The organism is Alkalihalobacillus alcalophilus ATCC 27647 = CGMCC 1.3604, assembly GCF_000292245.2.
GTDB classification, from domain to species: Bacteria; Bacillota; Bacilli; order Bacillales; family Bacillaceae_D; genus Alkalihalobacillus; species Alkalihalobacillus alcalophilus.
This window is the reverse complement of the sequence record NZ_ALPT02000035.1, coordinates 21,531-46,639: the sequence shown is the minus strand read 5'-3', so window position 1 is coordinate 46,639 and position 25,109 is coordinate 21,531. Positions and strand designations below refer to the sequence as shown.

General features: G+C 35.8%; 31 protein-coding genes. 25 read left to right on the top strand and 6 right to left on the bottom strand.

Translation table 11 applies throughout. The features are described 5' to 3' along the window. Window positions 1-238 precede the first annotated feature (238 nt). Both BALCAV_RS11105 and tyrS read left to right on the top strand, forming a co-directional pair. Window positions 239-676, top strand: a complete 438-nt coding sequence (locus BALCAV_RS11105; protein ID WP_081939263.1) for a MarR family winged helix-turn-helix transcriptional regulator — start codon at window positions 239-241, stop codon at window positions 674-676. Between the two features lie 20 nt (window positions 677-696). Then, entirely contained in the window at window positions 697-1,944 is a 1,248-nt protein-coding gene (tyrS, locus tag BALCAV_RS11100) for a tyrosine--tRNA ligase (protein ID WP_003324069.1), read from the top strand. A gap of 77 nt (window positions 1,945-2,021) precedes the next feature. Here tyrS and BALCAV_RS11095 read toward each other — a convergent pair whose 3' ends face one another. After that, a complete protein-coding gene (locus BALCAV_RS11095; RefSeq protein WP_003324068.1) occupies window positions 2,022-2,936 on the bottom strand; it encodes a D-alanyl-D-alanine carboxypeptidase family protein in 915 nt (304 codons plus the stop codon). Between the two features lie 288 nt (window positions 2,937-3,224). Here BALCAV_RS11095 and BALCAV_RS11090 point away from each other — a divergent pair, with 288 nt between their 5' ends. The 5 genes from BALCAV_RS11090 to BALCAV_RS11070 all read left to right on the top strand — a co-directional run bounded on the left by BALCAV_RS11090 (window position 3,225) and on the right by BALCAV_RS11070 (window position 7,263). Next, the gene (locus tag BALCAV_RS11090) at window positions 3,225-3,698 is read left to right on the top strand and encodes an ArsR/SmtB family transcription factor (RefSeq protein ID WP_003324067.1); all 474 of its coding nucleotides are present in this window, start codon (window positions 3,225-3,227) and stop codon (window positions 3,696-3,698) included. Next, entirely contained in the window at window positions 3,695-4,945 is a 1,251-nt protein-coding gene (locus BALCAV_RS11085; protein ID WP_003324066.1) for an MFS transporter, read from the top strand. The genes BALCAV_RS11090 and BALCAV_RS11085 overlap by 4 nt, the downstream gene beginning before the upstream one ends. A gap of 442 nt (window positions 4,946-5,387) precedes the next feature. Next, window positions 5,388-6,089 carry a class I SAM-dependent methyltransferase gene (locus tag BALCAV_RS11080; protein WP_003324065.1) on the top strand — a complete coding sequence of 234 codons (702 nt, stop codon included), beginning with the start codon at window positions 5,388-5,390 and terminating at the stop codon, window positions 6,087-6,089. A gap of 204 nt (window positions 6,090-6,293) precedes the next feature. Continuing rightward, window positions 6,294-6,542: a hypothetical protein gene (locus BALCAV_RS11075; RefSeq protein WP_003324064.1), complete on the top strand. Its 249-nt coding sequence runs from the start codon at window positions 6,294-6,296 to the stop codon at window positions 6,540-6,542. 67 nt (window positions 6,543-6,609) lie between these two features. Further along, complete coding sequence (locus BALCAV_RS11070) at window positions 6,610-7,263, top strand: HAD family hydrolase (RefSeq protein WP_003324062.1); 654 nt, start codon at window positions 6,610-6,612, stop codon at window positions 7,261-7,263. A gap of 334 nt (window positions 7,264-7,597) precedes the next feature. Here BALCAV_RS11070 and BALCAV_RS11065 read toward each other — a convergent pair whose 3' ends face one another. Further along, window positions 7,598-7,909: a hypothetical protein gene (locus BALCAV_RS11065; protein ID WP_004428144.1), complete on the bottom strand. Its 312-nt coding sequence runs from the start codon at window positions 7,907-7,909 to the stop codon at window positions 7,598-7,600. Between the two features lie 21 nt (window positions 7,910-7,930). After that, entirely contained in the window at window positions 7,931-8,494 is a 564-nt protein-coding gene (locus BALCAV_RS11060; RefSeq protein WP_004428133.1) for a hypothetical protein, read from the bottom strand. 224 nt (window positions 8,495-8,718) lie between these two features. Between BALCAV_RS11060 and BALCAV_RS11055 the strand changes: the two genes are divergently transcribed. The 11 genes from BALCAV_RS11055 to BALCAV_RS11005 all read left to right on the top strand — a co-directional run bounded on the left by BALCAV_RS11055 (window position 8,719) and on the right by BALCAV_RS11005 (window position 15,636). Then, window positions 8,719-9,864: a hypothetical protein gene (locus BALCAV_RS11055; protein ID WP_040323908.1), complete on the top strand. Its 1,146-nt coding sequence runs from the start codon at window positions 8,719-8,721 to the stop codon at window positions 9,862-9,864. 152 nt (window positions 9,865-10,016) lie between these two features. Beyond that, window positions 10,017-11,048 (top strand): hypothetical protein, encoded by a 1,032-nt coding sequence (locus BALCAV_RS11050; RefSeq protein ID WP_152563044.1) that lies wholly within the window; start codon window positions 10,017-10,019, stop codon window positions 11,046-11,048. 21 nt (window positions 11,049-11,069) lie between these two features. Next, entirely contained in the window at window positions 11,070-11,969 is a 900-nt protein-coding gene (locus BALCAV_RS11045) for an ATP-binding cassette domain-containing protein (protein ID WP_004428128.1), read from the top strand. Then, a complete protein-coding gene (locus tag BALCAV_RS11040; protein WP_136445988.1) occupies window positions 11,962-12,666 on the top strand; it encodes a hypothetical protein in 705 nt (234 codons plus the stop codon). Before BALCAV_RS11045 ends, BALCAV_RS11040 begins: the two co-directional genes overlap by 8 nt. 1 nt (window position 12,667) lies before the next feature. Then, a complete protein-coding gene (locus BALCAV_RS11035) occupies window positions 12,668-12,871 on the top strand; it encodes a hypothetical protein (protein ID WP_004428123.1) in 204 nt (67 codons plus the stop codon). A 60-nt stretch (window positions 12,872-12,931) separates the two neighbouring features. Beyond that, window positions 12,932-13,249: a PadR family transcriptional regulator gene (locus tag BALCAV_RS11030; RefSeq protein ID WP_004428118.1), complete on the top strand. Its 318-nt coding sequence runs from the start codon at window positions 12,932-12,934 to the stop codon at window positions 13,247-13,249. Beyond that, a complete protein-coding gene (locus tag BALCAV_RS11025; protein WP_004428116.1) occupies window positions 13,249-13,791 on the top strand; it encodes an HAAS signaling domain-containing protein in 543 nt (180 codons plus the stop codon). Before BALCAV_RS11030 ends, BALCAV_RS11025 begins: the two co-directional genes overlap by 1 nt. A gap of 2 nt (window positions 13,792-13,793) precedes the next feature. Continuing rightward, a complete protein-coding gene (locus tag BALCAV_RS11020) occupies window positions 13,794-14,162 on the top strand; it encodes a hypothetical protein (RefSeq protein ID WP_040323906.1) in 369 nt (122 codons plus the stop codon). Continuing rightward, on the top strand, window positions 14,159-14,566 hold the full coding sequence (locus tag BALCAV_RS11015; RefSeq protein WP_040323905.1) for a DUF4097 family beta strand repeat-containing protein: 408 nt from the start codon (window positions 14,159-14,161) through the stop codon (window positions 14,564-14,566). The genes BALCAV_RS11020 and BALCAV_RS11015 overlap by 4 nt, the downstream gene beginning before the upstream one ends. Before the next feature lie 364 nt (window positions 14,567-14,930). Then, window positions 14,931-15,383, top strand: a complete 453-nt coding sequence (locus BALCAV_RS11010) for an NUDIX domain-containing protein (protein WP_003324646.1) — start codon at window positions 14,931-14,933, stop codon at window positions 15,381-15,383. Window positions 15,384-15,405: 22 nt separating this feature from the next. Next, the gene (locus BALCAV_RS11005) at window positions 15,406-15,636 is read left to right on the top strand and encodes a hypothetical protein (protein ID WP_003324645.1); all 231 of its coding nucleotides are present in this window, start codon (window positions 15,406-15,408) and stop codon (window positions 15,634-15,636) included. A 111-nt stretch (window positions 15,637-15,747) separates the two neighbouring features. Here the strand turns inward: BALCAV_RS11005 and pepT are convergent, their stop codons facing one another. Beyond that, on the bottom strand, window positions 15,748-16,983 hold the full coding sequence (pepT, locus tag BALCAV_RS11000; protein WP_003324644.1) for a peptidase T: 1,236 nt from the start codon (window positions 16,981-16,983) through the stop codon (window positions 15,748-15,750). A gap of 184 nt (window positions 16,984-17,167) precedes the next feature. Between pepT and BALCAV_RS10995 the strand changes: the two genes are divergently transcribed. Together BALCAV_RS10995 and BALCAV_RS10990 are read left to right on the top strand one after the other, a co-directional pair. Next, window positions 17,168-17,572: a hypothetical protein gene (locus BALCAV_RS10995; protein WP_003324643.1), complete on the top strand. Its 405-nt coding sequence runs from the start codon at window positions 17,168-17,170 to the stop codon at window positions 17,570-17,572. 514 nt (window positions 17,573-18,086) lie between these two features. Next, on the top strand, window positions 18,087-18,581 hold the full coding sequence (locus tag BALCAV_RS10990; RefSeq protein WP_003324642.1) for a FixH family protein: 495 nt from the start codon (window positions 18,087-18,089) through the stop codon (window positions 18,579-18,581). An 81-nt stretch (window positions 18,582-18,662) separates the two neighbouring features. Here the strand turns inward: BALCAV_RS10990 and mgrA are convergent, their stop codons facing one another. Beyond that, window positions 18,663-19,658, bottom strand: coding sequence for an L-glyceraldehyde 3-phosphate reductase (gene mgrA, locus BALCAV_RS10985; protein WP_040323904.1), 996 nt, complete (start codon window positions 19,656-19,658; stop codon window positions 18,663-18,665). Window positions 19,659-20,277: 619 nt separating this feature from the next. Beyond that, window positions 20,278-20,406 (bottom strand): hypothetical protein, encoded by a 129-nt coding sequence (locus tag BALCAV_RS23100; protein ID WP_268746805.1) that lies wholly within the window; start codon window positions 20,404-20,406, stop codon window positions 20,278-20,280. 476 nt (window positions 20,407-20,882) lie between these two features. On the opposite strand from BALCAV_RS23100, the gene BALCAV_RS10975 reads away from it, so the two are divergent. The 5 genes from BALCAV_RS10975 to isdC all read left to right on the top strand — a co-directional run bounded on the left by BALCAV_RS10975 (window position 20,883) and on the right by isdC (window position 25,105). After that, entirely contained in the window at window positions 20,883-21,329 is a 447-nt protein-coding gene (locus tag BALCAV_RS10975; protein WP_003323626.1) for a MarR family winged helix-turn-helix transcriptional regulator, read from the top strand. Window positions 21,330-21,466: 137 nt separating this feature from the next. Continuing rightward, entirely contained in the window at window positions 21,467-22,402 is a 936-nt protein-coding gene (locus tag BALCAV_RS10970; RefSeq protein WP_040323911.1) for a ring-cleaving dioxygenase, read from the top strand. A gap of 18 nt (window positions 22,403-22,420) precedes the next feature. Then, window positions 22,421-23,032, top strand: coding sequence for a flavin reductase family protein (locus BALCAV_RS10965; protein ID WP_003323623.1), 612 nt, complete (start codon window positions 22,421-22,423; stop codon window positions 23,030-23,032). 133 nt (window positions 23,033-23,165) lie between these two features. Beyond that, a complete protein-coding gene (locus BALCAV_RS10960) occupies window positions 23,166-24,110 on the top strand; it encodes a ComEC/Rec2 family competence protein (RefSeq protein ID WP_003323622.1) in 945 nt (314 codons plus the stop codon). A gap of 326 nt (window positions 24,111-24,436) precedes the next feature. After that, the gene (gene isdC / locus BALCAV_RS10955; protein WP_003323621.1) at window positions 24,437-25,105 is read left to right on the top strand and encodes a heme uptake protein IsdC; all 669 of its coding nucleotides are present in this window, start codon (window positions 24,437-24,439) and stop codon (window positions 25,103-25,105) included. Window positions 25,106-25,109 lie beyond the last annotated feature (4 nt).

The window sequence follows — 25,109 nt, the reverse complement described above, 5'->3', positions numbered from 1 at the left end:
AACGAACAGGCTCCGCTTTTTATTAATCTAGCTGCGTCCGTTAGAAGCTTGAGAAAAATCGGTTCGTCTGAGTGAAGACAAAGAGCGTCTTCATCAGCCGCCCCTAATTTTTTCTCGCTTCTGGGCAAACGGACTCCGCTTTTTAAACAAAGGAGGTTCTATTATTTATACTTTTAATAAAGAAGGCTATTTACTCGAGGAAGAGGTAAATACATTAAATCGTCTTTCCAAATTATCTATGAACTCTTTAAATATGGAGGCTATCTCGGCAGTAACAATGATTTATCGAGCTGCTCAAGGACTACGAAACAAAATGGAGAAAGAGGTGCTGGCTCCGTATAAGTTATCATGGACTTCTTTTTCGATTTTATACGATTTATGGATACATGACTCGGTTGAAACAAAAAGCCTAGCGGAACTATCGGGAGTTACTAAAGCAACGGTTAGTAATGTGACCAATACATTAGAGCGAAAAGATCTTTGTTATCGAAAATCAGATCGGCATGACAGAAGGTTGACAAATGTGTTGATAACTGAAAAAGGGAAATTGGTTATGGAGGAGTTATATCCGCATTTTCATCAGCAAGAAGTGGAAATTGTTTCTGGTTTAGAGAAAGAAGAACAAAAACAACTTTCAAGCTTATTGAGAAAAGTGATTAAGGATCAAAATTTTTAAATAAAAGAGGAGGCATCTAGATGGGAACAACAGTGAACCAATTAACAATAGAACAACAACATGAAGTAAAAAGGCAGCTAGCCATTTATCAAGAAGGAACACATGATATCATTCCATCTGATGAGTTAGAGAAGAAGATAGTAAATTCTATTATGGAAAATCGACCTTTAAAGGTAAAGCTTGGACTTGATCCATCAGCACCAGATGTCCATTTAGGTCATACGGTTGTGTTAAAAAAGCTGAAACAATTTCAAGATAATGGACATACGATTCAATTATTAATCGGTGATTTTACTGGAAAAATCGGTGATCCAACTGGGAAGACTGTTGCTAGAAAACAATTAACAGATGAACAAGTAAAATTAAATGCCCAAACTTACTTTGAGCAGTTTGGAAAAGTCATTGATATGGATAAAGTGGAGCTTCATTATAACTCAGAGTGGTTATCTAATTTAAGTTTTGAAGAAGTTATTCAACTTGCTGGAAAAATAACGGTTGCTAGGTTAATGGAACGAGATGATTTTGAAGAACGGATTGCTTTAGGTAAACCAATTTCCTTACATGAATTTTTCTACCCACTTATGCAAGGCTATGATTCGGTTGTTTTAGAAAGTGACATTGAGCTAGGAGGTACTGATCAACATTTTAACGTCTTAATGGGACGTCATTTCCAGGAGAGATTTGGAAAGGAAAAGCAAATCGCGATTTTAATGCCTTTATTAGAAGGGTTAGACGGTTTGGAGAAAATGTCAAAGTCGAAAAACAATTACATCGGCATTGATGAAAAACCTGAGGATATGTATGGAAAGGCGATGTCGATACCTGATTCCTTAATGGTCAAATATTTTGAGTTAATTTCTGATTACACAATAGAGCAAAATGAAGCTATAAAAAGGGATTTAGCATTAGGTGAACTGCATCCAAGAGATGCAAAAATGAAATTAGCCCGTAGTATTGTCCGGATGTACCATAGTGAAGAACTTGCTGAAGTCGCTGAACAACATTTTATCACTGTTTTTCAAAAAGGGATTTTACCTGATGAGATTCCTTCTGTTGAATGGAAGGGAGCTAGTGATGTCGAGGTTCTGGACTTACTTGTAGATTTGAAACTAATGCCATCCAAAAGTGAAGCGAGAAAAATGATCACTAATGGAGGCGTCAAAGTCAATTCCGAAAAGGTCAGCGATTTTTATAAAACGGTCCAAATAGAAGATGGAATGGTTGTACAAATAGGCAAACGAAAGATCGTGCAACTGCAATATAAGTAATAGAAAGACCAGCATTTCTTCGGAATGCTGGTCTTTTGATTGGGGAAGGGGGATTTCTGTTTATATAGAAGGAATGTTTATTGGTTAGCTAACACATTTTCATAAATATAAAGGGCATCGATTGTATGGAAGGGGGCGGTTTGACTTGAGCCCTCGGCCCCTGCTGTGACTAAAATATATTCCACTCCATCAACAATTGCATAACTTGCTAAACAAAGGCCAGCTTGTCTCGTATACCCCGTTTTCCCCCCTAAAATCTTGACATTAGGCATCATCGGTTCTCCTGCCATCATTTGAAACATTGTACTGTGAAACGTTATGCCCTCTGAACGAAGATTTGTACCTCCTGTTGTGTAACGCTCACTCGTAAAAATCTCTTTAAATGTTGGGTTTTTTAAGGCTTCTTTTAATAAAAGAGCCATATCGTACACGGTAGAGTAATGGTTTTCTTGATCAACTCCTGTTACGTTAGCAAATGTCGTATCGTTCATATGGAGCTCATTAGCCTTTTGGTTCATTAGCTCCACAAAGTTCATTTCTGACCCCGCTATATGATTAGCTAAGGCAACGGATGCTTCAGCTCCTGAAGGCAGTAAGGTGCCATAAAGCAAATCAATCGCCTGGACTTCTTCATTAGGAAGGAATCCAGCTAAAACAAGGTTCTTTTCATTTAAAATCGGAAAGATATCCGCGTCAATTTTGATTGGCTCCTCTTTTCGCTCAAGTTGTTCTATCGCCACTAATGTTGTCATCATTTTGGTTAGTGAAGCAACTGAGATTTCTTGCTGATGTTGCTTTTGGTAAATCGCTTTTTCATCGTCTAACCGCAGCAAATAAAGCTGCTCGCTATATAAATTTTCTTCTAATTCTTTGGAGCTTTCAAAAAGGTGATTTATCTGTTTATCAGGCCAAAATGGCAAAGGCTGTTCTGAATTCATTAGTAAAAATAAGGCGACTAGACCCGTGCCACTTAAAACGACGACTTTATTCATTTCAACTAGATTCTCCTCTGCATTATGTTTATTAATAACTAACTAACTTTTAGGGACTATTCCTCATCTGTTTAATTGCTGTAAAGTACAAAACGTAATGTCTTTATTAACCTCACCTTATTTTAACAAAGTTAAACTAGGGCTAGATGATTTGTTTCTTAATCTAGATTTATTTACGATCTAATTTTTTAGATTATTTTAAAAATATAGTTGTGATCTATAAAGTTAGATCATATAATGATATTAGATTAAGAATAGTCAGAAAATAATAACTTGGAGGTTGAAGAGATGGAATTTAAACGAATGAATATAAATCTTAAACAACAAAAACTGATTTCAAATCCGTTAAGAGTAAAAATCATCTATTTATTAGCGGAGGAGCCAATGACTTCAAAACAGGTGGCAGAAGCGTTAGAGATGTCACCTGGTAACATTCATTATCACATTCAACAGCTTTATAAAAATGATATTTTGGAGCTTACAGAGGTAAGAGAGAATAAAGGTATCAATGAAAAGTATTACCAATCAAAAGCAACGCACTTTGACTTAGAAGAGGGAGTTGAAAAGGCGAAAGCAGAAAAAGTAGACAGTTCACAAACATTTATTGATTTTTCTGAAAGTGATTTAAAAGCATTTAATAATGAGTTTAGTCAGTTGTTACTTAAGTACTTAAAGAAATCGGTCACAAAATCAGAAGAAAAGCGTCAGAGTTACAAGTTGTATTTAGAAATCAAACAAACAAAAGAGGAGGAGGTGGAATGAAATTATTTAATCGAAATTTTAGTATTTTATTTTCGGGAGCATTTGTCAAAGGGCTTGGCAGTGGGATATACGCTGTAGCAGCGATGCTCCTCGTGCTTCACTTAACAGGGAATGTCTTTTATTCCGGTGTCACTTTTTTTGTGATTAGCATTCCGAGTATTATTGGTTTTCTGATTGCTCCACTAGCCAATTATGTTTCATTTAAAAAAGGCCTCATCAGTGCTGAATTTCTCAAATCAATCCTACTCATGTCGATACCACTTCTTTACTCCTTAGATCTTCTTCATGTCTTCTATGTTATTGCTATTATGTTCTTCACAGCTTTAATTTCACAATTTACGTATCCGATCGAAACAACCTTAATCCCAACCTTTGTTGGAGAAAAAAATATCGTCAAAGCGAATTCCTTAATGCAAACGCTTCGTGAAGGTTTAGACGTTGTTTTTTTAGCTGTAGCCGGTATCTTAATTGCGTTTGTTGGCAATGCTGAAGCTGTTTTTATTACCGCGATTTGTCACTTCATCACAGGTATTCTTTATTGCTTCTTCCGTTTTCAAGTCCAAGATTCATCTGGGTATAAAAAATCATCGACATCAGCATGGAAAACGTATAAAAAAGATTTAAATGAAGGAATTCAATTTATACGGGGTTCAGTTATTTTTAAAAAGATACTAGGGCCAGCGATCGTGATAAACTTCTTTTTCGGAGGCGCGAATGCTGTATTGCCAGCTTTTGCACTCTTTCATGGTGGCGGTGACGAATATTATGGTTATTTATTATCATCGATTACCGTAGGGAGCTTAATTGGCGCCATCATAACACCTAAATTTAAAAACATTTCATTCGGTAAGCTGTATATTGGCGGATTTTTAGTTGCTGGGTTAGCTATTATTGCTGTTGCCTATGTCCCGTTTTGGGTCAGCCTTATGTTAATGCCAATTGCTTTTGTATGTATAACAATTACGAATATTATTTTTTTCTCTATAATCCAACAAAAGGTCAAAAGAGCATTGCTTGGTCGAATAATTACTGTAGTTACAAGCTTTGCTGGCCTGGCTATGCCACTTGGCGGATTAATTGGGGGAGCATTTGGAAATATAAATGTCATTTATCCAATTGTTTTAGCTGGACTATCTATGTTATGTATTAGCTTCTACTTTTTAATTCAACCGTTATTAAGAAAATTACCTAAAGCCGATGAAGTCAGCTTTAATGCTGATTTTGAAAATGATGAAGTAGCATTATAACCAATCGATGCTGTGAACAACTAAAATATGGCTATTTTTAGTAAATGGATTTTGCTGTGAATAAACGAGTTTAAAAGGTCAATATATATTGTCCACAACTGTGGATAAAATAATTAGTATTTTCAAAATAGTTAAATTTGAAATGAGAAATGACTGTAAAAATATGTTTGAGAGAAGCATGAGAATAGGCTTTTCTCAGTTTTTTTTGTTTGAAAAGTCAGAATGGGTGGATAATAAATGGTCTGTGGAAAAGCTGTTAGTAAGTGCTTACATCTTAATGGAGCCCATATATTAAATGAATGTATTTTAATCATTAGACTTATAATTGGTGATGAAATTATTGTGATTAAAAGTGAACATTCAGAAAATAATTGTGCTTTTTGCTCATTTTTTCTTGTTTTGTGATATAGTAGGATCAATTTATTAATTGAGGTGAGTGTAGATGAGTCAAGTTGAGCAGAGTGTAGCATTAGATTTAGAGCGAATTGTCTTTATTGGTCGATCATATGAAGAGTATATGAGAATGTTTACCTTAACAGAAGAAGAGCTTATCGGTAAACAGATTCTTGATTGTCCTGCTGGAGCGTGCTCTTTTACGGCGGTTGCGGGTAAAAAGGGGTTAAATGTGACCGCCATTGACCAAGTATATCAATTTACACCAGAACAAATCAGAAAAAAAGGTGTATTAGATATTGAACATGTTATCGAAAATATGCATATGACGAAAACGAAGTATCAATGGGAGTTTTTTAAAAATATACCTCATTTAAAAGAACATCGTTTAGCAGCTTTACAGACATTTCTAGAAGACTATACACAATGTCATCATAACTATATTACGGCGACAATGCCTAATTTGCCGTTTGCAGATGGTGAATATGATCTGCTTTTATCGGCGCATTTTCTATTTATGTATGGAGACCGATTAGACGTATCTTTTCATTTAGAGGCGATTGATGAAATGATTCGAGTGACGAATAAGGAGATTCGTATTTTTCCGGTTGTCGACTTATATGGGAAACGTTATGAACACCTTGATATTGTAATTAGTCATATCCGTGGATTAGGCTGTGACGTAGAAATGGAAGAAGTGGAATACGAGTTCCAAAGAGGGGCCAATACGATGTTGAAAATTTTAAAATAAATCAAACATATCTTTAACAGTCATCGATGGCTATTTTCTTCTAAAACTCTTCCTCTCTTATTCGCATTTTCCCAAATAGCAGGTGGATAACTAAAAAAGGATGTGACCCTGATGAACGATATTCACAAACTATCCCCAGTCGAGGCTGCAAAAAAGATTATTGTTAGCGAAAATAATACGGATTAATGGAAAGAAGGATAAGAAATGAAATGGCTTAGTTGGACTGTTTTAATGACGATAGTAGGAGTTGGACTAGTATTGATCAATCCTCTTTTCTCTATCTCAGTAGCATTTGGACTTATTCTCGGAACACTCTTATGGATTGGAATGATGGTGAAAAGTCTACACGATGTTTTGTTGAGTGAAGAACTCAAGCAAACCCCTGCAGATAAAGCCTATCAAGAATATCTAGTGGAAAAAAAGCACAAAGATCAGCAACTGAACAACTCTTAAAATAAGATGCTGATTAGCTATTTTTCTTTTTATTTATATATTGTTTTTTAAATAGAGGGGGATGGAAATGAATGAGGTAAATGTTTTCCTATTTGATTTAGATGGTACATTGACGGATCCGAAAGTGGGGATAACAAAATCAGTTCAATATGCTTTACGAAAATTTGATATTGAAGTAACCGATTTAGATGAGCTTGAATGTTTTATTGGTCCTCCATTAAAGCAATCTTTTTCGGAAGTTTACTCTTTAAGTTCAGAACAAACCGAACAAGCTATCGGGTTTTATCGAGAGAGGTTTATAGAGAAAGGTCTTTTTGAAAACGAATTATATCCAGGTGTTATGGAGTTGTTACAGACATTAAAGGAAAGGAATTATCAAGTCGTATTAGCGACATCCAAACCAACTGTTTTTGCTGAAAAAGTCCTTATTTATTTTAAACTTGATCGTTATTTTGATTTAGTTGTGGGCAGTCATCTTGATGGAGGACGTTCAGCAAAAGCCGAAATTATTGATTTTATCTTACAAAAGTACCCTATGAAAAAGAAATCAGAATTTGTAATGGTTGGCGATCGGAAACACGATCTTATCGGAGCAAACGAAGTAGGTATACAATCGATCGCTGTTCTTTATGGCTACGGATCCTATCAAGAATTACAAGAACAAAATCCAGTTGCGATTTGTGAAAGTGTAGAGCAGCTAAGAAACAGATTGATAAAGTAACAACCGTTACGAAACAGAGCTGCTATCCTAATCTAATGGGTCACTGAAAAAGTCTCATGCTCAATTTTGGCGAGAAAGAACCCTAGGCGAGTAGGTTATTTATTAGAGTGTCAATCCTAGCATCAAACGGTTTCTCATTAACAAAAACGGAGCCAGCGCAATACCCGGAGACTCCTGCGGGAGAAGTGAAACACGGGAGACCCCGCAGCAAGGCGAGGAGGCTCCCGGTTTACCCGCGGAACGCGTAGGGTATGGAGCTGGCGGAGTATAGCTAACTCATGGAACTCTATTTTAATGAGTAGACCGCATTTCAGTAACCGCCGACTTTGTCAAATCAGGAGGCAGCTTTTGGTTTGCTGTTTATCATAGCCCTATTTGAATCGATAAAGAGAATTTTAATCACTTCTGAAAGACCGATTAAATAAAGACCAGACAAAGACAAGTCAGCTTTAGCGTTTATAAAAAAATAATTCAACCTAGGAATGAGAGTACTCAAAAAATCGCTAAAATCAACATAATAATAAACCTTAAGTGGTTGAATGATTTCTATATAAAATAGAGATAGAAAGGCAAGCAGGTTAACAATAACTAAGATGATTCCACCATAAAAAAGTAATTTTACGACCACATGCATAATTGGGTTCATCGCTACCTCCAATCTAATCCCTTATTCCTCTCTATTTTTATACCATTCCATTATCTCCGGGTAATCGTGAAATTTTAAAATCTTGGGCTGAAATTCACCAATTTCAATTAGTTGTGCATCGTCATTAATGAGGACAATGCAGTACCCTTCATAAGGAGGAACAATAATATCATCCACTTTTAAACCGAGTTGATCAAAGAAATGATGAACTTTAAACTGTTCCGCTGCTTTTAATTGATGAATCGGTTCTTCTTTTTCCGCTAATGCTTCGACACCCTCTGTTTTCTCCGCAGGGGGATGGTCCGTATATGTAAGAACTGGTGTATTATTTTGATTATGTAGAACTTGGATTAACTCAGCTGCAGCAATAAGAAAAAAACCAGTAAATCCGATAGAATTTAAAGAATATGTGAAACTAGAAAAAGCCATTCTCCACATTTCCCATTCATTATTATAATAATGATATTCATTGGCACTTTTGATTTCGAAGTAGAAATAAAGCCCTGACATTAGCACTCCAAGAAAAGCAATTAAAACACCAACAACAAATAAAAACTTCGCTACTCTATTACTATATCTTTTCACTAAAATCCTCCTAGTAGTTATTTATAGTAAAATATTACCACATTATTTCGTTGAATAGAAAGAATATTTTACTAATTTAGATTTTTGTAGTATAGTAAAAAATCATTCCAAAATTTATCAAATTAACTCAATTATTGAAACTTAATGACGGAAAAGGAGAAAATAATGAATGTTGCCTTTATGAAGCATGAGTTAAATCTGATGTTAAAAAGTAAAAAAATTTATTGTTTTTACTTTTTTTAGGGATTGCTCTGTTAATCTATTGTTTCATCCTGTTACCGAACAGCCAAACCGATAGTCATTTTGATCGTGAGCAAGTTGAATATACGATTGGGGAAAAGATGGCGATGCAAGAAGACAGGGAAAGAAGAGGATCGACCGGTTATATTCGTTATACAATGGCACCGGTTTATGCCGTCGATCAATTTTATATTGATATACATACAAAAATGTTAACAGCATTAGAGGAAGGAGACTATTATCGATTTCTTCATTTACAAACCTTATATATAAGTACGAATCAAGCTAACTTTTTATTAGAAGACCCTCGTTTCTTTGATTCTCCTTTTCCTATTAAGGATCGTAAGCATGCATATTACCAAACCTTATTAAAACATGAAAGTTTATTAGCAAGTGGTAAGGATGTAACACCTGCATTAATAGAGGAGAAAACAACTTTTCAAGCTCTCTCAAACTTATTGCTTGGATACTTACCTTTCATTCTCCTATTTACAGCTATTTTCTTTAGTAGTGATGTACTTATTCGTGATAAGCACAATAAAACGATTATACAAGGGGTACCAATTCCGTGGTATCGTCTCCTTAATTTAAAATCAGCTATCGCTTTTTTCTATACATTAATCGTTCTGTCTCTCTTATTTCTTTTCGGGGCTCTCTTTATTTCCATTCAGTACGGGTGGGGTTCTTTAACACTTGAACTACCGATTATGCCGCTGCAACAAACCTTTACTTTACAAGATTACGATACGATGACAATTGGGACATTTTTGCTTACAACAATGAGTTTCATTCCAATTTGTGTGTTCTTATTGATCCGGCTGAACGTTTGCTTGAATCTACTCGTGAAAAATCAGTGGGTTGTATTAGTGATTAGTAGTTTGCTTTTATTTTCTGAACATTTTTACTTCAATCGCACTACGAGGGAGTTATTTGGGTATGAGGTAAGTTTTTTTCCACAAACCTATTTTGATTTTGGGAAGGTGATTACGGGTGAAAAGAGTTTTTTAATCAATCTTGAAACGATTACGTACACAAGAGGAATCATGGTTTTGCTCATAACCATTCTTATTGTTGAGATTCTTCTATTTTTTACAGCAAAATATGTGAATAAACGCCGCTTCTATAAGTAAGGTCATAGCTAGAAAGGATAACCAAATATGTATTGGAAGTATTCAAGATTTGAATTGAACTTACAAAGGTACAATAAAAAAAATCTCTGTCTAGGTCTTTTGTTAATTTTGTTTTTTATCATCTTTTTTTCCTTTATAGTTCTTCAAGGCCAATGACAGTATATGAAGAAAAGCGTCAAGAACCCAATATGTATAACTCGATCTTTAATCAAATGCAACCTTTAGATGGGGTATCAGATATTGAATATGAAATTGGCTTGAATTTAAGGGAACAATCTAGTCTCGTAAACTTTCAAGTGTGGTATTTACGAGATAAGGACTGGGAAGGGTATTTAGAAAACGGCCTAGAATTATCACAATTACGTTTACGTGTTCATGAATTAGGCAATCTAGGATTACCACCCAATATGATTATTCCCGTAAATGAAATCCTTAAAGAGAAAGCTTTTTTAACGTATATTGATGAACATCATTTAGAATTTCAAATGGATGCTATTACTTCTAGTCAGTATTTAGTGGAGGCACTAGGCACGATTAGTGGATTTGTCTTTTTATTATTTATATTAATGTTTGCAAGTGAAATACTGATTTTTGAAGCAAGACATAAGAGCGTTTTAAAAGGAATTCCTCTTTCATTTATGAGCAAGGTACATTCCAAAGTAATGGTTTCTTTCATTTGTATCTCTCTCTTTCTATTAGTAGGGTTTGGGCTTGGAGGGTTATTTGCCGCTTGGCAATCGAGTCCTGGTGATTTTGCTGCTCCAGTTGTTATTTATCAGGGGGGCGAATTTATCGCGATATCAACCTTAAAATTTTACTTGTTAGTTATGATAGGTTTTTTCCTTGTCACGGTTTTTCTATTGTATTTAACGGTTTTACTCAATATAGTTTTTAAAAATGCGTATGCCACGATTATGTTTGGACTTGGAGTATTCTTTATCCCGGATATCTTTAGCTCAGTTGGCTTACATGTATCTTGGTTACATACGATCAAGTTAATTGACATTCATGCGATCTTACTTGGAAACTCAACGGTACAATATTCTTTTAGTCAAATCGATTATACGTATGCATTGATCGCGATATTCATTGCAACGCTAATCATTATCTCCGTTATTTACGGAATCAATAAAAAGAATTATTTAGAGAAATTTAAACAAAAAGAGCCAAGCTCACAATCTTAAGTTAGAAATGAGGCATTGATTATGCTTGAATTAAAAAATATAACCGTCGCTTTTGGAGAGCGAAAAGTAATTGATAATTTGTCTTTTACGGCCAAAAAGGGGGAGATTATTGGTCTCGTTGCCCCGAATGGTACTGGGAAAACGACATTGTTTAATGTAATGTCAAATTATTTACGACCGGTTCAAGGGGAAGTTATTTTTGATAATAAACATAAATATGAATCAGAGCAATCGGAAGTATATATTCATAAACATATGTCTACCTTCCCTGAACAAAAAGATTTATTTGAAGATTTAACTGGACTTGAGCATTTACGCTTATTTGCGGATATGTGGAAGGGTTCAAGAAAACATATCCCTGTGGTAATTGAATATTTAAACATGGGGCATTATGTAAAAAGGAAGGTTCGCACTTATTCTTTAGGGATGAGACAGCGACTTTGCTTTGCGATGATGGTCGCAGCTGATACATCTGTCATGATTATGGATGAAGTCATGAATGGTCTAGATATAACAAATGTCGCTTTAATCTCAAAAAAACTGAGCGAAATGAAACAAGAAAATAAATTGATCTTTGTTGCCTCCCATTTGTTAGAGAACTTAGATTTATATGCCGATCGTGTCTGGTATTTAAAAAATGGAACCTTTGTTCACGAACAAATATATAAAGAAGATCAGGATTCGTTTATTAAGGTCGAAATGGATAGGCAGCAATATCATTTTTTAAAACAAAAATATGAGCTACCTGAGGAACATTTATACATCGCTAATCATTTATTATGTTTTCCTTTAAAAGGATTGAACATGAAAGAACAAACAAAATGGCTGGAGCGTTTTCTTGAGCTCTCTGATCAGCAACTAGAAGTTGGCCCATTAGGAACAATGGAGTTTTATGAAAGGTACTACCTTGAAAATGAGTAATAAAAGGTATTCTTTACTCTTTCTAATCGTTGGAATTGTAGTCCTTCTCGTGATAACAGGATGTAGGCAAACTCAATTAGGTGAGACGGAGAAAATAAAGACATTTCAAAATAATTATGAGTTGGTTGGAGAGGAGAAGGCACAGATTGTTGCGGGAATTAGCTCCCATATTTTTGATGAAATCGACCGCAGTAATGAGGAAGCATTAGAAGAGTTCGTCATTAGACCTTCTCGGGAAGTGGGTCAGCTCCATTCATTACCTGAAGGCAGGTATCAACTGCATCCGGAGTATTCGGGGAATGTTTATATACGTGATCAAGATGGTACGTTGATTTATCACAGTATTCTTGGCAGTCGTTATGGAGTCGAAACGATAACGATCGATTTAAAGGAAACATTTACGATTGAAGCTGATGGGGGACTGACGTGGGTGTATATTTACCCTGTTGAAACCGACATTACAAATGAGTTAACGGCAGGTATTTGGAAAGTCGGGTTAGATGTTGCCCCAGGCACGTATCAAGTGACAGAATATAGTGGACTTGGATATTTTGAGGTATGGGAATTAAATGAAGAACCTCGTTTATACGAACTCATTGGCTCAGGTTTTAATCAAACGAACCCTGAGGTAACGCTAGAGGAAGGTCAAGTGATTCGATTAACCGGTGTATCTTCGCTCGTGTTGGATCCGATGTAATATGAATGAAAAAGAATTAAAGAGAAGAGGCTGGTTCAAAGACGAAAGAAACTTTGAGCAGTCTTTTTTTAGGAGGCACAGTCAAAAGGAAGAGCCGACTCTTCAGACTTTAGCCCAAAAAGTCAAAACTAAAAGACAAGTGTACCAACAACAAAATCCAGAGACTATTTTCCAAAAATTACTTGATATTCATAAAATATCATGATAAATTAAGATTTATAAGGTACCTTGCAATATATAGTACCTGTTAAAGAGGTGTTGTACGATGAATATTCAATTTAAAAAAGGTGTTTTGGAATTATGTGTCCTCGTCTTAACAGCTCAGAAGGATAGGTATGGGTATGAATTAGTGGAGGAAATCTCCAAACAGATTGAGATATCAGAGGGAACGATTTATCCCTTGTTAAGAAGATTAACAAAGGATGGTTATTTTTCTACTTATTTACGTGAATCAAAGGAAGGTCCACCACGAAAATATTATTGTCTAACAGAGAGTGGCAGGTTCTATAAAAATGAGCTCGTTAAGGAATGGAGTCATTTCTCAAAAGGAGTACAATCGATGATAGATGGGGAGGGAATGTAATGCTACAAGATCGTTTTATGGAGCAACTGGAACAGGAATTAATGAGTGTTCCAGAAAAAGAGAGAGAAGAAATTCTTGTTGATTATGAGGAGCATTTTTATATCGGTCGTGAAAAAGGTCGGAGTGAAGAAGATATTATTAAGGGACTCGGTTCACCGAAAAAAGTAGCTAAAGAAATCTTATATAATATGAAAGTTTCGAATGCTAATGAGAATCCATCCTTTAAAAATGTTTCGAGGGCTGTCCTCGCCACTTTAGGATTAGGTTTTTTTAATTTAGTTATTGTCCTTGCTCCATATGTGCTCGTTTTAACAGTACCGTTTGTCCTCCTTACAGTGGGAGCGGTTCTTGTATTTTCACCGGTTTTATTATTAATCGAAAGTGGATTTACATTAACCTTTCTAAAAGAAATCTTTTATATGCTTGGGTTGGTAGGAGTCGGGTTGTTGGCATTAGTTGGTGCCTATTATACTCTTCGTCTTATTTATAAGGGAACCCTTCGCTATTTATCATTTAATTTAAAAGTGATTAGGGGGTCATGAAGTTGAATTGGAATTTACCTATCAAAAAAATAGTCGGAATTGCTTTTTTTCTCATTGGGTTATCAATTATTGGCAATGTCGTTCTTTATCAATATGGTCACTCTCCTTTTAATCTTGCTACATTAGATGTAACAAAACAAGTTGAAGCGAACTCTGTAGAAGCGATTGAAGTGGTCACAAGTGTGGGTGATGTCCAATTAAAGAGCTATGATGGCGATGAGATCATCGTCTCATTAGAAGGAGAAACAGAGCAAAAACATTTAGATAATTACGAGCTAGTTGTTCAGCAATCGCAATCAAATCTTTTTATTGAATTAGTAAAAAACCGACTGTTAAACTTTTTTCGATTTTTCCTGACTACGGCAACTTGACCATTCAAATACCGGAAAAAGAGCTTTCAAAACTGAAAGTAAATAATAGTGTCGGGAGCATAAGAGTATCAGAGGTAACAGCAGAGCATTTTGAATTATATGCATCGGTTGGACTGATAGAAGTCGACGAAGTGAAAGGTGAAATTACAGCAAGAAGTGAGGTTGGGGTGATTGATATTAAGGTGACCGAATTAATGGCGAATATTAAAGCCCATTCTTCGGTTGGCGATGTTCAAGTCACTTTAATAGAGGCTCCAGTGGCGTTAAGACATGAACTGCGTAGTCAGCTAGGAGGACAGTCTGTTGATCTTCCCGCGTCTGTTAATTTAAATGATGAAACAGCCCCTTTAGTTGAATTAACGACAGAAATAGGAAATGTCTCATTGAAATCTAATGGAAGATAAAGTAAGGTTAAGGAGGCTGGGACAAAACGACTAAAAAAAGAGTTAGGTGAATAGAAATGACGGTCATCTAATTTTTTTAATGGAAATTATTTATTTTATATTACAAAAGGAATGAGAAGGTTTATCCTCTATCTTAGTGGACGAAAACATGCGGAGACTCCAGTGGGATCTAGTGGCAGGCCGAAATCCACCGGCCAAGCCGGTTAGTTCGGTGCCACCCCATAGGACGCGGAGCATGATTTTCGGGAACGGTGAGTAGAACGCTTTTCAAATCAGAACAGAGTTTTGTCCTATCCTCTTTTTTAACACGATAATAAAGGAATTATTGAGTATAAAGCGAATATAACTGAAGAGGTGGTTCCGGTTGGCTGTTCGAAATTCTATTAAGGCTTTAATCATTCAAAACAATCACATTTTATTAACTAAAAATGAGGATCGAGAAGGCTTCTTTTATATGTGTCCCGGTGGTGGACAGGAGCATGGGGAAACTTTTCATCAAGCATTACAAAGAGAATGTTTAGAAGAGATTGGACAAAAGGTTACGATTCAAGAAATTGCTCATATAAGAGAATATATTGGAAAAAACCATCAATATGCTGAATTTGATTATGACCTTCATCAAGTTGAGTATTATTTTTCTTGTCAGTTGACATCATCGCTAGAAGAGTGTCGTCCTCAAAATCCAGATGAACATCAAGTCGATGTCGTATGGGTGAATTTGAATGAGCTCCACCAGCTCAGGTTTTATCCTTATCAAATGATTAAATATTTGATACATAATGAAGGTAAGAAAATTTACTTAGGTGACACGAATTAGAAAAAGAAAAGGTGGTTACATAATGCCGTTTGAAATTGTGTTAATGATTGCGATTGTCGTCCTTCCTGCAATGGGTGTCGGAGCTTATGCAGTGAAAAAAGATTATGATTTAAAAGAGAGAAGGTTAGAGGTTAAAGAATTGGAGTTAGAATTAGAAATGAAAAAGTTGGAGCAAGAAGAAAGAAAGCAGCTCTCCTCTAGTTCTTATCATTTAGAGTCTGAAGAGAGACCAAGACATAGAGAGCATAGATAATGCTTATGTAGGGGCTGTGCCGATAAGGTCAAAAGTGACTTTATCGGCACAGTTTTTTTCATTTTAGAGTGACTATGTAAGAGATGACACTATAGCCGACTCATGTTGTTTTTATTCTTTTGATTCAAAAAGTTGAACAATTTCAATGATCACTTCTGTTGCTTTAACCATATTGTCGGCAGAAATAAATTCAAATTTACCATGGTAATTTTCCCCACCTGTAAAGAGATTAGGAGTAGGCAATCCCATATAAGAAATTTGTGAACCATCCGTTCCACCACGGATTGGTTCGATAATCGGATCGACGTTTACATTCTTCATGGCGGTAGAGGCAATATCAACGATTTCTTTTACCGGTTCAATTTTTTCCTTCATATTGTAATATTGATCATTCATCTCAATAAAGACACGATCTTCTTCATAGATGGCATTCATATCCCGTACGATTGAAAGGAGTTGAGCTTTTTTGTTCTCAAATTCTGTACGATCAAAATCGCGAATAATATAATACATTTTTGTTTCTTCAACATCTCCTTCTAAAGATAAGAGATGATAAAAACCTTCATATCCTTCCGTAAATTCAGGTGCTTGGGCAGCTGGAAGGCGGCGATGCAATTCCATCGCAATCTTACTTGAATTGACCATTTTCCCCTTTGCGGTACCAGGGTGAATGTTTGAACCTTTAATCGTTATTTTCGCACCGGCAGCATTGAAGCTTTCGTATTGTAACTCCCCTAAAGGTCCACCATCTAAAGTATAAGCATAATCAGCATCAAAAGCTCCTACATCAAATTTATGTGGCCCACGACCGATCTCTTCATCAGGTGTAAAAGCAATACGAATACGTCCATGTTTAATTTCAGGATGTTTAATTAAATAATCCATCGCTGTCATAATTTCAGCAATTCCCGCTTTATCATCGGCTCCAAGTAGTGTGGTACCATCGGTTGTGACTAATGTATGTCCTATGTAGTTACTCATTTGTGGGAAATCCTTCGGTGATAAAATTACTTTCTTCTCTTCATTTAAAACGATTGGATTTCCATCATACTTATCAATAACTTGTGGGTTAACGTTTTTGCCTGTAAAGTCTGTAGCCGTATCAACATGGGCTAAAAAACCAATCGTTGGAACTTCTTTGTCTGTGTTGGCAGGTAGGGTCGCCATCACATAGCCATTCTCATCGATGGTTACATCGGACATGCCGATTTCTTTTAATTCCTCTACTAACAGCTGGGCTAATTCTAACTGCCCAACTGTAGATGGACAGGCTTCATTTTCTTCATTTGATTGAGTATCAATTTTTGCATATTTAATTAAACGTTTGATTAATTCGGTTTTGTTCATAAAGTGGTCCCCTTTGCTAAGTAGATGATAATCAGTAATGTTATTATCAGAAAACTTTTTGATCTAATCATATCATGTCCAGTCGGTGCTGGCGAATCGAAAAAGTCGTGGAGATGTAATGGTCGTATAGTTTTTCCAGTATGACAAATAATAGGAAAAACTATTTGTTAATGAGGTGGCAATCATGTATCAATCAACTGAACGTATTCAGGAGCTCTTAAATGCTTGTGAACAAATTTTGAATCATATGGAAGTGAATGAATCTCAAAATATGTTATTGGAAAAAATCAAACAACAGTTAAAAAGAAGCAATCAACAATTTCAATACGAAGGAAATGATACGGGAGCCTATAAACAGCTACAGCATTCGGTTCATGAATTAAGTTATGGCTTAGAAAAACTACAGGAATCTGTCTTTCAAGATTATCAGAGCTATACGAATAACAGTATCGATGATTTTGAAGCATTATCTTACAAGGAACAAATGAATTATGCGAATATTTACCACGCCAAAATTGATTATTACAGCACTACAAAGCTTTTGCAAAATTTAGAGAAAGTAAATAGTGAGCTCATGCAACTTTTATAAAAGAGCGGGATTAAGACTTTCATTATGAAAATAAAGATTAATACGCACCGTAAAAGAGCGTAGTCAAGATTTTCATTACGAATAAAGGATAATACGCACCGTAAAAGAGAGAAGCCAGGATTTTCATTATGAATAAAGGATAATACGCACCGTAAAAGAGCGTAGTCAAGATTTTCATTACGAATAAAGGATAATACGCACCGTAAAAGAGAGAAGTCAAGATTTTCATTACGAATAAAGGATAATACGCACCGTAAAAGAGAGAAGCCAGGATTTTCATTACGAATCAATTTTTAAATCAAACACGTTCTATATAAGCTTTAAAAGCAACCAGTTGGGAGCTAATTCACTTCCTAACCTCTTTACATTACTTACGCTCAAATGTCATTTTTTGATTACTTATGCTAAATTAGTGAAGAGAATTAAATAGTCATACTTCACTTAGGTTTCACATTTATGAGCTATATTAAAAAAGCAATAAATAGAGTGGGTAAGGATGAAAGGAGAATTTGTAATGAGAATGAAGGTAAGACAAGTTGTACTATTTTTAACGTTGATTGTGATTTTAAGTGCGTGTAATCAGAATGGACAGGAACAGGTAAATGAACCAGATACATTAACGATGATTGATGTTGAGATATTTTTAGAAGAGGATATAGCCGTAAACGAAGCGACTGTCATCACCGCAGAAGTGACACAAGGAGAACAACCTATTGAGGATGCGGATGAAGTTGTCTTTGAAGTATGGACTTTAGGTAGCAAAGAAGCAAGTGAGATGATCGAAGGTACTCATAGTGAAAACGGAATGTATGAAATGGAATATAGTTTCTTAGAGGAAGACATTTATTATGTACAAGCTCATGTCACGGCTCGCAATATGCACGTCATGCCACAACAAGAAGTTATCGTCGGTGATTTTACGGATGAAGAATTGGCAGAGATATTTGAGGACGGACAAGAAGAAGCAACAGATGATGAGGAAGAAGAAATGGATCATTCAGGCCACTAAGGCTTGAATGATTTTTTCGTTCACTAAGCATATAAGAGAGGCACCTCGCTCAGAAGATGTGCCTTTCTTATAAGAAGGTGCTTATGAATCGTTTTTTACAATGTTCTCAATTTCTATAAGTTCTTTCTGGTTAAATGATAAGTTATCAAGTGCACGCACATTTGCCTCGATTTGAATCACTTTGCTTGCTCCAATTAACACACTTGTTACAATCCCATCTCGTAATATCCATGAAACCGCCATCTCTGCTAAGGATTGTCCGCGCTGTTTGGCTAGTTCATTTAATTTTTGTACTTTCTGAATGGTAGCATTGACATTCTCTTTTTGTAAAAATGGGCTTGTTGAACGATTTGCTCTAGAGTCATTAGGAATGCCATTTAAATAGCGATCCGTTAATAAACCTTGTGCTAACGGACTAAATGCAATCGCTCCTAAGCCTTGATCGACAAGTACATCCTTTAGTCCATCTTCAATCCAGCGATTAAATATACTATAAGAAGGCTGATGGATGATAAAAGGTGTCCTTAATTCTTTAAACAGCTTTGTCATCTCAAGGGTTTGTTCCGCAGAGTAATTGGAAATCCCTATATACAATGCTTTTCCTTGTCTAACCATCAGATCGAGTGCTTCTACTGTTTCCTCTATAGGTGTTTCTTCATCTGGACGATGAGAGTAAAAAATATCGACATAATCAAGGTTCATTCGCTTTAAACTTTGCTCAAGACTTGCGACTAGATACTTTTTGGAACCACCATCTCCATAAGGACCTGCCCACATATAGTAACCTGCTTTTGAAGAGATAATCATTTCATCACGATATGGTTGAAAATCTTGTTTTAAAATTTGTCCAAAATTCTCTTCTGCACTACCAGGTGGTGGACCATAATTATTGGCTAAATCAAAGTGAGTAATGCCTAAATCAAATGCTGCACGAACCATTTGTCGACTATTTTCATAGACATCAACTCCTCCAAAATTATGCCATAGTCCTAGTGAAATTGCAGGGAGTTTCAATCCACTTTTCCCAACACGATTATAAATCATCTTCTCATATCTGTCTGAATTGGCTACATACATATTAACCCTCCTTAATTATAAAGCGAAGTCCGTTTGTTCAGAAGCGAGAAAAAATACAGGGCGGCTGTTGAAGACGCTTTTTGTCTTCATAAAGACGACCGATTTTTCTCGAGCTTCTAACGGACGTAGCTAGATTGAATAAAAAGCGAAGTCCGTTTGTTCAGAAGCGAGAATATCAAGGATCAACGCTAAGTTCGCGCCATCCTGCCGCAACGCCTTGTACCCACGTCCTGTGGGCAGGGGCGGCTGTTGAAGACGCTTTTTGTCTTCATAAAGACGACCGATTTTTCTCGAGCTTCTAACGGACGTAACTAGATTGAATAAAAAGCGAAGTCCGTTTGTTCCTCTTATGAAATTATGCGTTAAGTGTCCTATCTTTCATTTTACCTCTTGGATACGAAAATGAAAGTAATGAATTATTTTATTAGCAATCCATTTAAATACAAATGTGCCTCGTATGTGTAATCTGTGAAAGTTCATTTAATGATTGGAAGATAGAGGTTATGAGCATTTTGATAACGTCAGGAGATGAAATGGGGAGGACTTTTCACTTTATAAAAAGAAAAAGGAGCTGCCCCATAAAGGTCAATTTCATCACCTTGGGACAGCCCTTCTATAATTATGCAGGAAAATATTCTAATCCGAGAACATGGTGAGCAAATAAAAAGACAACTATCATTAAAATTAACCCGAACAGTAAACCGAAAAGGGCATCACTAATATCGAGATTCTTTTTTGTTTTAGCCATGAGTCTTCTCCTTTCTTATGAAGTTATGAGCTTCATAAGAAAGAAAATTGTGTACTTTGGAGCTTTATCGTCATTAATAAGTCATTTAAGATTAACTGTGCTACATAGGAATCGATAAAGTGGCAATAAGTCGAAGAAACCTGACCGTATCTGCTAGTCATATCAGATGAAATGAGTTTCCAGTTCAGGTCAGAGCTGGCATCGTTTAAAGTTGTCGTGTCTTGTAACGGAAACCAGATAGTTTCACTGTAAGCAACATCGGCCTTTATAAAGGATGTTGCTGGAGAAGGCCCTATAAAACCTTGGATTATAATACTATATATAAGAGTAAGAAGTAGGAGCGATTTTTTCATAATTCCCACCTGTTTCTATAAAATAAAAGGCATTTGATAAATGGTTGACAGTGTATATAGTAGCAGTATATAATTATCTCGATTTTAAGATATTTTTTTTAAAGATAATGAAAGGTGACGCGAATGAGCAATCAAAAACAAGAACAAGACTTAGCATTGAAGCTTTTTATCGTTTTATTAAGAGCGAGCCGAGCGGTTGCCGATTGTAATGAAAAAGAAATCAAAACTTATGGAATTAATAAAACGGAATTTGCTGTTTTGGAATTATTATACCATAAGGGTGAGCAACCTATTCAACAAATTGGAAAAAAAGTCCTTCTTTCTAGTGGGTCGATCACATATGTAGTCGATAAGCTGGAGCAAAAAGACTATATTAAAAGAAGGTTCTCTGAAAAGGATCGTCGTGTCACTTATGCGGTTATCACCAAAAAAGGGAAAGAATTTATGAAAAAGGTTTTCCCGAAAAATCAGCAAGCGATTCAAGATTTATTTTCGATTATAGATGACGAACAAAAGGGAATGTTGATTGAGCAGCTGAAAAAAATCGGTCATCATGCAGAGGGATTATAAAAGAATAAGGAATGTAATATTCCTTTCTTTTTTGATTGATATCTCGAATTTAAGATAAGTTTAATGAAGACATTTAAGCATAAATGAGTTAGAGCATACTATTTATAAGGTGCATAAAAGTGAAAGGAGCTTTTAAATTGAAAAAAACTAAGGGGATTCATCATATTACAGCAATCGTAGGCGACCCACAGGAAAATGTCGATTTTTATGCGGGTGTATTAGGGCTTAGATTGGTGAAAAAGACAGTAAACTTTGATGACCCTGGAACATATCATCTTTATTTTGGGGACGAGGGTGGTCATCCAGGTACAATTATGACCTTTTTTAACTGGGTTGGTGCTTATCAGGGAGAGGTTGGGGGTGGCCAAGTCGGCGTCACACAATTTGTTGTACCAACAGATGCCCTCTTATTTTGGGAAAAAAGATTAGAAAAATTTGATATCCCTGTTAAGAAAAAAGTTCGTTTTGGTGAATCCTATCTACAATTTTCGGACCCTCATGGTTTAAAGCTAGAACTAGTTGAAAGAGAAGAAGGAAAGGCCAGTAAATGGACATTTGGAAAAATCGGGTCCGATGTTGCGATTAAAGGCTTTGGTGGGGCTACCTTATTATCTACTCGTCCACATGAAACGGAAAAAATGTTAACAGAAGTTATGGGATTAGAAAAAGTTGGGGAAGAGGGAGGGTGGATGAGATTTAAATCGATTGGTGAGATCGGGAATACAATTGATCTGAACATAACCGCTGTCGGTCGAGGACAAATGGGCGTTGGAACGGTTCATCATATTGCCTGGCGTGCTAGTGATGATGCGGACCAATTAGAATGGCAGAACTATGTTCGAAACAATGGATACGGCGTTACCCCTGTGCAAGACAGGAACTATTTTAATGCGATCTATTTTCGAGAGCATGGTGAAATTTTATTTGAAATTGCAACGGATCCCCCAGGTTTTGCTCATGATGAATCTCAAGAAACGATGGGAGCAAAATTGATGTTGCCAGCCCAATATGAGTCACATCGTGCTAAAATTGAACGTGAACTCCTTCCTTTTGATGTGAGGGAGCTAGATTAAACGAAAAGGAGCGAGCTTATGTTATCAATCGATCCAAACTCATTGTCTGAACGAGAAAAGTATAAGTTTTTAATTGGGAGTATTATTCCAAGGCCGATTGCATTTGTCACGACTGAAGCTGTCGATGGTACATTAAATGCCGCACCGTTCAGTTACTTTAATGTTGTCTCATCTGATCCACCAAGAATCTCGATTTCGGTCGGGAGAAAAGGGGGAGAACGAAAGGATACAGCTGAACATATTTTAATGAGAAAGCAATTTGTTGTTCATATTGTCGATAGTGATAATGTCGAAAAAGTAAATTTAACGGCAGAAGGATTACCACGTAATCAAAGTGAGGTCAAAAAGTTCGGATTAACCCCGATAAAAAGCGATAAAATTAATGTGCCTGGTATTGCAGAAGCGAAAGTTCGATTTGAATGTGAATTGGAAACATACTTACCGTTAAATAAAAGTAACGGAGAACCGGGCGTTGATTTTTTTATCGGAAAAATTGTTCAGTTTCATATCGATGAGAACATTTATAAAAAAGGAAGAGTGAGTCAGGAATTATTAAAGGCAGTAGGTAGATTAGCGGGGAACGACTACATGGAAGTTGATCATTCGTTTACCTTGAAAAGGCCAAATTAAATAAACGGAGTCTAAATCCAATCATTATATAATGACGATTTAGGCTTTTTTGTTTATAGGAAAAAGAGTCATATGTATAAATGGTTAAACGCTTCAAATAATAAAAGAAAGAATGACTGTTGGGAGGGATAAAATGGAGTCAATAACACGAACTCACCTGCTAAAACTCTGTGTTTTTGCTTCGATTTTGCTCGTAGGTTTTATTGTTTTGACACAAGGAGACGAAGGGACAATTGTTCCAGAGGCAAGTGCAGAAGATGATGTGGGAGCGTTTTTTCAAGTAGATGCCGACCATGAACTTTTAACAGTTCGTTATTTTAATTTAAAGGATAAGGAAAAATCGGGTGATTCCATCCTTATAAAAAGTCCGGAAGGGAAAACATTGTTGATAGACTCAGGTAATGTAAACATGGGTGATCAATTAAATGAGTTATTAGATAGGTTAGGGGTCGAGTCATTAGATTATGCAGTTGCTACTCATCCTCATCATGATCATATAGGAGGCTTCTTTTCACTGATTAGCAGTCGAGGAATTGACCATTTTTATATGCCAGAAATTCCCGTTGTTTCAAAAGTGAATCAAGCATTCCACCAACTTTTAGCGAAAAGACAAATTCATGTCGATTATTTAAAAAAGGGAGATACATTCAAACTTGGCTCTCAGGTCGAAATTGAAGTGTTGAACCCAGGAGAGATACTGAATAAGAAAAAATGGTCAACGAAACAGATAAATCAATTAGCTCTTGTTTTAAAAGTAACGTATCAAAATAATACCTTTCTTTTAGCAAGCGATATTTATAAACCGACAGAAGCTAAATTGATTGAGGAATATGGTATAAAGTTACAAGCGGATGTCCTTCATATTCCTCATCATGGGCACCGAACCTCCTCATCTAAAGATTTTATTGAAATGGCTAACCCAAAATATGCGATCATAAGCTCTAATACTTCTAATTGGAAAAAAGTATATAAAAGGCTAGTGGGACAAGGGATTGACGTCTATGTGACTGAAAAGGATGGACATATTTACATTCGTTCAGATGGTAGTTCAGTCGAAGTGAGTCCAGATGGAAACTAAAGAAAGAGGTGTCTCAAAAGTTAGTAATAGCTTTTGAGAGCCTTTTATGTTTAATTTATTTGTATTCCTATGTTATAGCAAATAGAAAAGGAACAAATATCCTATTTTTTAATTGACAATGATTATCATTCTAAGTAAGATAAAAAGGAAAGGCTTAATCATAGTGAGGGGAGGGGCTATGAGTAAGTAAGGTGCTTGAATGAAGCAATATTTTTTTTATCAATCAATTGAGAATGATAATCAAATTCAGGAGTAAGTGCTTATTTTTTTGTCTATTTTTAATTGAGAATAATAATCAATATTAATGAATTAGGGAGGGAAAGGTAGTGAAGGTTAAAAAATTTTTACCATTTTTATTACTAATCGCTTTAATAGCAACAACGCTTATGCCAATGAGCACAAATGCCTCAACTGATTTAGCTGATGGCGAATATTCAATTTCCTATACGGTGCTTCATTCGGACAATGATTCCGCATCGATTGCTAATGATTACTGGGAAAAGCCAGCAAAGATAATCGTTAAGGATGGAAAGATGGACGTTCAGATGACGATTAATCATAGTTCGTGGGTAACAGAGTTTAAAGTCCATAATCAGGATGTACGAGTTTTAAGTACGGATCAAAGTAATGATAAACGTACGGTTCAATTTCCAGTAAGTGACTTATCTAATCCGTTAGCTGCTAACATCCATGTAATCGTGAAAGACATCAATTATGACCATGGTTATACCGTTCGTTTTTCTTTTGATCAAAATAGTTTACAAGCGTTAAGTGTTCCTCAGAATAACAACACAAACGCAAGTTCTAGCAACAGTGAGTCAGAAACGGAAGAAGTGGTGAGTGGGTCGCAATCACCATCAGCTACAAACAATGTCGCTTCAGAAAACGTTTCTAACCCTCAAACAAGTGATACAACACAAATTGTAATTTTTATCATTTTAATTGCCTTAACAGGATTTGTATTAATGCGAAATTTTAACGCACAAAAAATATAAAAAG